Annotated in this window: 5 protein-coding genes; 2 read left to right on the forward strand and 3 right to left on the reverse strand. The window is 36.7% G+C overall.

The window, feature by feature from the left end; translation table 11 throughout:
- Both ACIQ0D_RS11065 and ACIQ0D_RS11070 read left to right on the forward strand, forming a co-directional pair.
- The coding region (locus ACIQ0D_RS11065; RefSeq protein WP_395805585.1) for a DUF3050 domain-containing protein at positions 1 to 821 on the forward strand (821 nt) is incomplete at its 5' end.
- Between the two features lie 81 nt (positions 822 to 902).
- On the forward strand, positions 903 to 3,623 hold the full coding sequence (locus tag ACIQ0D_RS11070; protein ID WP_395805587.1) for a carboxypeptidase regulatory-like domain-containing protein: 2,721 nt from the start codon (positions 903 to 905) through the stop codon (positions 3,621 to 3,623).
- Between the two features lie 54 nt (positions 3,624 to 3,677).
- Here the strand turns inward: ACIQ0D_RS11070 and lepB are convergent, their stop codons facing one another.
- From lepB to ACIQ0D_RS11085, 3 genes are all read right to left on the reverse strand, one after another.
- Complete coding sequence (gene lepB, locus ACIQ0D_RS11075; protein WP_395805589.1) at positions 3,678 to 4,790, reverse strand: signal peptidase I; 1,113 nt, start codon at positions 4,788 to 4,790, stop codon at positions 3,678 to 3,680.
- Positions 4,791 to 4,806: 16 nt separating this feature from the next.
- On the reverse strand, positions 4,807 to 5,550 hold the full coding sequence (gene dapB / locus ACIQ0D_RS11080; protein WP_395805591.1) for a 4-hydroxy-tetrahydrodipicolinate reductase: 744 nt from the start codon (positions 5,548 to 5,550) through the stop codon (positions 4,807 to 4,809).
- 44 nt (positions 5,551 to 5,594) lie between these two features.
- On the reverse strand, positions 5,595 to 5,887 hold a 293-nt coding region (locus tag ACIQ0D_RS11085), incomplete at its 5' end, for a DUF5683 domain-containing protein (RefSeq protein ID WP_395805593.1).

Here is a 5,887-nt window from a genome sequence, read left to right on the forward strand (position 1 = left end):
CAAAAAAAATTCGCAAAAATCTACTTACCATGAATAATCAAATCGAAAGAATTAATGCGGTTATAGAACCTTTAAGAGATCAAATAGTTAATCACAAAGTATATTCGATGATTAATGATCTAGAGGACTTAAAAATATTCATGAACTACCATATTTATGCGGTTTGGGATTTTATGTCGCTTTTAAAAACCCTTCAAAATAACCTAACCTGTACCTCGGTGCCATGGTTTCCAAAAGGTTCTGCAGAAACTAGAAACTTGATTAACGAGATTGTAGTAGGTGAAGAATCAGATGTAGATAATTTTGGTGTACGCAAGAGCCATTTTGAGCTATACCTCGATGCTATGCATCAATGTGGTGCTGATACTTCAGCTATTGAGAAGTTTGTAGAAGAATTACAACGTAGTGGCGATTTCAAAGCTGCCTATTCAGTATCAAATACACCTATTGAAGCACAAAAATTCGTCGATTTTACCTTCAAAATAATCAATAGCCAAAAGGCTTACTTACAGTCCGCAATTTTTACTTTTGGCCGCGAAGATCTAATTCCAGGCATGTTTATTTCCTTGGTAAACGATATTCACAATAACTTCCCAGATAGCATTTCCACTTTTAAATACTATTTAGAGAGACATATTGAGGTAGATGGCGATCACCACAGTCACCTTGCATTACAAATGACCGCAAACCTATGCGAAGAGGATGAGCAATTTTGGAAGGAAGCCGAAGAAGCTACAATTGAATCATTACAAAAAAGAATTGATCTTTGGGATGGAGTTTACAATCAATTATTGGAAAGAAAAAAGGTGCAATTAGCATAAGAAATATTTAATTAGTGCTGTAATCTGTGATAAAAAAATCATTTGATATATATTAGCGTTATATTCTAATATTATATACAAATGAACTTATCAAGATTTTTATTTCTCACTGTTTTTATTCTTTTTCAATCTCTTTTTGCTGCTGCTCAAGATACCCTTAGCCTCAATAAATTAATTGAAAAATCTCAAAAAGTTGTTGAGGATTATCCTTTCGAGAAGGTTTACCTTCATTTTGATAAACCCTATTATGCTGTTGGTGATACCATTTGGTTTAAGGCTTATGTAGCTTTAGCCCAAGATCAACCATCAGATTTAAGCAAGGTTTTGTATGTAGATCTAATTTCAGAGAACGATACACTTGTACGATCTATGAAGCTCCCAATTGTCAATACTTCGGCATACGGGAGCATTACCCTTGACCCATTAGCTTACAAATCAGGTAATTACAGAATACGAGCCTATACCCATTGGATGATAAATTTTAGTGAAGATTTGTATTTTACTAAAAATATCCCTCTTGGGGATGCCATAAATAGGAAAATCATAACTAACATAACATTAAAAGGGGAAAATCCCACAAATAACCCTACCATAAATGCAAGCATTAAATTCCAAGACCCTGATGGTACAGCCTTAGCTAACAAAAAGGTAAATTGGCAGTTAATATCCAAATTTGAAACTATTGCGCGTGGCCGTGAAACGACTGATGACACGGGTAAATTAGCTTTAAAATTGACCGCAAGTCAAAAGGCAGCTTTAGATACAGCTATCCTTGAAACTAGCCTTGAAGCGGATGCGAGTCGCATAATTACCTCCTCTTTCCCATTAAAAAATTCCTTTGCAGACGTAGATTTACAGTTTTTCCCTGAGGGAGGTGATTTAATTGAGAATCTTAATACTAAAATTGCATTCAAAGCTATCCAAGAAAAAGGCTTGGGAATTTCTGTTAAAGGAGATGTTGTAGATAATACAGGAAAAATAATTAGCAAAATTGAAGCTCAACACTTAGGAATGGGAAGCTTCACCATATTACCAGAAAGTGGAAAAACATACAGCGCTAATCTCAGCTTCGCTAATGGCATAAAAAAGACTATTCCACTCCCTACAGCTAAGAAGTCGGGAATCACTATTTCAATACTTACCACCACTCCTACCAATATCATGGTGCAAATTAATGCCAACCAAGCCTATTTTAATGACCATCAGGACAAGAATTACTATTTGGTGGCGAGGAGCAAAGGAGTTATTGCTTTTGCAGCACAGGCCGCCTTAAACACCACAAGCATCGGTGCAGCCATTCCTAAAAGTAAATTTCCAGATGGGATTATTCAAATAACTGTCTTTAACACAAAAGGAGAGCCACTAGCCGAGCGACTTGCATTTGTGAAGCATACTAATGTTTCGAGTTTGAACTTAACATCCGACAAAAAAATATATGGAATACGTCAGCCTGTTAAAATGAATGTGTTGGCTAAAACTAGAAATTTGCCCGTTGAAGGCAATTTCTCTATCTCTGTTTACAATGAAAGCAAGGTACCTAGTAATGAAGATGATGATAGCTCCATTTTGAGTTCATTCCTCATTTCCTCCGAGCTACAAGGATTTATTGAAAAGCCTAATTATTATTTCCACCAAATAAATGAGAAGAAAGCAGCTGATCTAGACCTTTTAATGCTCACTCAAGGATATCGTAAATTTTCTTATAAAGACATTCTAGCCGGTAAAGAACCTATAATTGATTTTTTACCTGAACAGGGAATTGAATTTTCGGGAGTATTGAGAACCTCAAATGGGATGCCCGTTTCAAATGGTAGTCTGAAGTTAGTTGTGCCAGAAAGCCGCTTTTATGCCGAGACTAAATCTAATGTTCGTGGTGAGTTTAAATTCGAAAATGTAAATATTCCAGATTCGATGGAAGCGAGCATCAGCGCACGTAGTCCAAATGCAGCCAAAAACATGATGATTATGCTAAATGGCTCTGCCTTCCCAGGAATTGCGAAGAACAAAAATAAATATGAAGAAAAATTAAACATCGATAGCTTACTTTTACCCTATCTAGATCATAGTAAAAGACAATATCGCATGGTTACACAGATGCTTCAAGAGGTAGTTGTAACTTCTACTGTCATTAAAAAGCCGAGTCATTCTGATCACCCAGCATTATCAGGTTTACCCTCCATGCCAGATCATTTAATAAATGCGGATCGCTTTCAGGGATGTGCCTTATTCTTAAGTTGTTTACAGACAGCGGCTATGGGACTAACCTTTGCGGATAATAATTTCTTCGTGACCAGAGTTTATAATTCAGGAATAAGAGTCCCAGTTCAAATATTCTTAAATGGCATGCCCATAGAAACTAACTTCTTAAATAGTGTACAAACAGCGGATGTTGATAACGTTGAAATATTCCTAAGAGATGAGCTAGGTTTGGTAAGTAGAACCTATAATACCAACGGAATTTTGGTTATTAATACAAAGAAAGCAGTTAAGGGGACAGCCATTTCAGCGGAAGATTTGAAAAAACTATTCCCACCTAGCAATGTTTTAACTTTTAAACCACAGGGATATCTAAAACAAAGAGAATTTTATATTCCGAAATACTTGACAGCAGAAAGCAAAACCAAGGGTGCCGATTTTAGAACTACTGTGTACTGGAATCCTAGGGTCTTTACCGATGCAAATGGTACTATGGCTTTTGAATTTTACAACAGCGATAATAAAGGAACATATAAAGCAATTGTTGAAGGAACAGACATTGAAGGAAATTTATCGAGATTTATCTATCGATACAAGGTAGAATAATAGCCTTTAAATATGGCAGGGACATTCGTGAATGTCCCTGCCATCAAAAATGGATTAATTTATCCCTCCAAATATTCTACTCCAACGAATTTTGCTGAAGAATCCAGCATTGCTATCCCAACTCATCCAAACAAATAATGCTTTACCTACAATATGATCATCAGGAACCATACCCCAATAGCGAGAATCTAGAGAGTTATCTCTGTTATCACCCATCATCCAATAATAATTCATTTTAAAGGTATAAGAATCTGTTTTCTTTCCATTGATTAGAATATCATTACCCTTTCTTTCAATAGTATTGCCCTCATAAACAGATATGGCACGCTCATAAAGCGCATAATTGGTGCTGTCTAACTTTACTGTCCAGCCTTTTTTAGGTATAATTAGCGGACCGAAATTATCGGCATTCCACTTAAATTGTGGATCATGAGGGAAAATCTGTGAGTCATATTCATTAGCGGGTCTGATATACAAGCTAACATCCTTCACATTCGACCATTTTCTTATAATCTCAGCATCTTCAGCAGTCATATTAAAAATATATTGATCTGCCGTTGAGCGTTGTGCTTCAATATGTAAATCTTCGATAGCTTGAGGATTGATATCCGTCCCATCAGTTTGCACAAAATAATACTTCTCACCAAACTGAGGCTGCTCTGCGGGCTTTCCATTCAGAAAAACTTGTGCATTAACAATGCTAAGGGTATCTCCACCCACTGCCATACAGCGTTTAATATAATTTTCACGCTTATCAACTGGGCGAGATAAAGGAGCATCCGCATCCATAGGATAATTGAAAACCACCACATCATTTCTTTTCACTTCACTCAATCCCGGCAAACGGCGATAATCCCATTTTAGCCCTTCCCAATAGGCTTTAGTCCCTGTAATAGGCATCGTATGATGCGCAAATGGAAAAGCCACGGGAGTCATTGGTGTTCTGGCACCATAATTCACTTTACTTACAAATAGGAAATCTCCAACAAGCAAAGTCTTTTCCATCGAACCTGTTGGAATGGTATAAGCTTCAATAAATAGGCCCCTAATTAAGGTGGCGGCAACCACAGCAAACAATATCGCATCAAACCATTCTCTGCCCGCTGATTTCTTCTTTTTTTCTTTCTTATCCTTTGCAGGATTTGTGTCAGAACCTTTTAAATTCATGTATTTATTTTAAATGTTAAACGCTAAAATCAAACATATCCGTAATATTATAAAAACCATTCTTGTCTTGCAACCATTCGGCAGCTAAAACGGCTCCCAAGGCAAAACCAGCGCGACTGTGAGCCTTATGCTTAAACTCGATATCATCTACCTCAGAGCTGTAAATTACTGTATGCGTACCTGGGACTTCCTCAATTCGATGCGATTCAATTAATAATTGATCTGGTTTGGTAATTAATTCTTCGCCTGAGCCAATCAACTCATTCACCCATTCATTCTTACGACCAAGCTCTGATAAAATCCCCTCAGCAATGGTCATCGCTGTCCCGCTAGGTGAATCCAACTTCTCTGTATGATGAATTTCTTCTACCTGAACCTCATATTGAGGGTATTTATTCATAATTTTTGCCAAAATTTTATTGACAAAAAAGAAAACATTTACGCCTACACTAAAATTAGACGCATATAAAAGCGAATTGTTACCATCCTCACACTTGTTTTTAACCTCTTGTAAATGACCATACCAACCGGTAGTACCAACTACGATAGGCAATTTAGCATCAAAACAAAGCTCAATATTACTCAAAGCTGAGTCAGGTGTGCTAAAATCAATAGCTACATCTGCCTTTTGGAGATTATCAACTGTAAGGTCCTCCATATTATCAATATTGACCTTTAAAACAATGTCATGGCCCCTTTCGGTAGCAAATTTTTCTATAATTCGGCCCATTTTACCATAACCAAGGATCGCTATTTTCATTTGTGAAAGCTATTAATTAAAATATGCAACTTTATGTTTCTGAATCATAGGACAATTTTTAGCTTGACGCCTAGCACCGGACTAACACCCGAGGCATGAATAGGACCTTGATTTAAACTCGGACTCACCTTTACTGATAGATCATCAGAGATATCAAACCTAAAAAATTTTGCATCTACATAGGCATCAATGATATTTATTGCATAAAATCCTAATCCCCCAAGGACAGAAAGATCACGATTACGGCGGTAAGAATCTTTAATACTAATTATTCCCTCTGTAGTAAAACGCGCATAAAGTGGATTTTGAGTCTTCCCCGGGTTTTCTTGCCTAAATT

Origin of the sequence: Daejeonella sp. (assembly GCF_044342615.1) — a bacterium.
Classification (GTDB): Bacteria; Bacteroidota; Bacteroidia; order Sphingobacteriales; family Sphingobacteriaceae; genus Daejeonella.